General features: G+C 53.3%; 1 pseudogene. It reads right to left on the bottom strand.

Annotated elements, in window-relative coordinates:
• Nucleotides 1-1,685 (bottom strand): annotated as a pseudogene (locus DWY57_RS21480) (hypothetical protein); the annotation flags it as partial.

The following is a 1,685-nucleotide window of genomic DNA, read 5'->3' as shown; positions in this document are numbered from 1 at the left end:
CCGTCAAAGCCCCATTTGGCCCAGATGGCTGCCGGTGAAAACGCGCTCCATACACCGTCCTTCTTAGTCCGGCAGCAAGCCCACTCGTATGGCAGGGATTCGGAAACCCCAATCGGGTCATCATGCCAGCCGGACGGCACGTAGTCATCCACCTGCGAGGTGGCTGGCGTAGGAGGCGTCACATTCTCTGTCGTATGCTTGAATATCCACTCATAGCCTTTTCCATCCTTACCATCCTGGCCGTTCTCTACCAGCAGCTCATATTCAGCGGTATTCAAGTCCCCGGTAATGGTATAACCGTAGGACTTGCCACCGTTCTGCGTCTGCAGGATACGGCGCCCCTCATTAGTTGTCTGAGTCCACATCGGAGGATTGTCGGTACCATCAGGAGCGACACATAAAAAGACACGTCCGGCCATCTTGGTAATACCCATGTAAGGTATATGCTTTCCGGTTTCCCATTCACCGCAATTGGTGATGCTTGTACCGTCTGCACCCTTACTGCCAGTCACACAGATGGCGTTCGTTGTGGTGGAAGTATCGTCAGTAAAGACTATCCTTGTCCGGGTCCAGATATACCATCCGTTTTTCCATGCCGGAGAGGTAGTCTGCCACTCGCCTCCGGTTGTGGTGGCCGATGAAGAGGAAAGGTAGTATTCTTCGGTAATGGACTTGATGCCCTTGCCGTCAGCTCCCTGCCCACCACTGATACAAGCCGCTTGTGTGTACTTGACTTCGCCATCAGAATAGACAATCTTCGTCCGCGACCAGATATACTTGCCGGCTTCCCATTCTGGGGAGGTAGTCTGCCAACCGTCCACCGGGGCAATGACATTCGACACCGATATCGCGTATTCCACATCGGTAGACTTGATGCCCTTGCCGCTTTCTCCCTTTGCCGCATATTTCAGCCAGTCGGCATTGCCGTCTGCCGGTTCTGTAGACGTGCCTTTCTCATTGACACATATCCATGAACTGCCGTTATGCGTCACCTCATCGTAATAGGCATACTTCTCACCCTTTTTCCACGTCCCCTTGAACAATGGCACCCGAAACGCCTCTCCGGTAATGTCATCCACCTGGAATATCTTGCCGGACATGATGACGTGGCGAAAAACAGCCGAGTAGTTGTCAGCCGGTATGCCGTGAACTGTTCTGCCTTTCTTCTTGCCAACCCATGCGACTTCCTGGGCAGGTTCGACATCCCAGGTATTGGCGTGGTCAAAGAAAGTGATGCAGTTGTTGCCGCCCACCGTATCGATAAGGATGTACGTCTGCCGTTCCGGGTCCGTAAAGTTACCCGTCTGGGCGAGTACCATAGATTCCCCCGGCTTCCAGTCAGTACCCGGCTTCGGCGTCATGACGAATGTCTTGGCTGTATAGTCGGCAGAAGTCACCCGGAACTTCATCTCCTCGAACCCCTGCAGCTTGCCTTCGGCGTTCTTGGTGACGAAGTAAGTAGTAAGTATATCATCCACAAACTGGCTCAGCCCGTCGGCATCCGTCAAGTCTGGAGTTATGGTATAGCTGCCGTCACCGTTGTCGCTCCATTCCTTGACCGTACATCCGCCTCCGGGAGAGGCGCACATCCTGCCTTTAAAATAGGTCACACGGTTATAGGCTGCTTCCGGAAAAAACACACGCTTGCGGAAAATGCCCTCTTCCATTTCAAGGATGCCATTCTT

It is taken from the genome of Bacteroides sp. AF25-5LB (assembly GCF_003602965.1).
Classification (GTDB): Bacteria; Bacteroidota; Bacteroidia; order Bacteroidales; family Bacteroidaceae; genus Bacteroides; species Bacteroides uniformis.
Note: the sequence above shows the minus strand (reverse complement) of the source record. Positions and strands in the feature narration are given on the sequence as shown.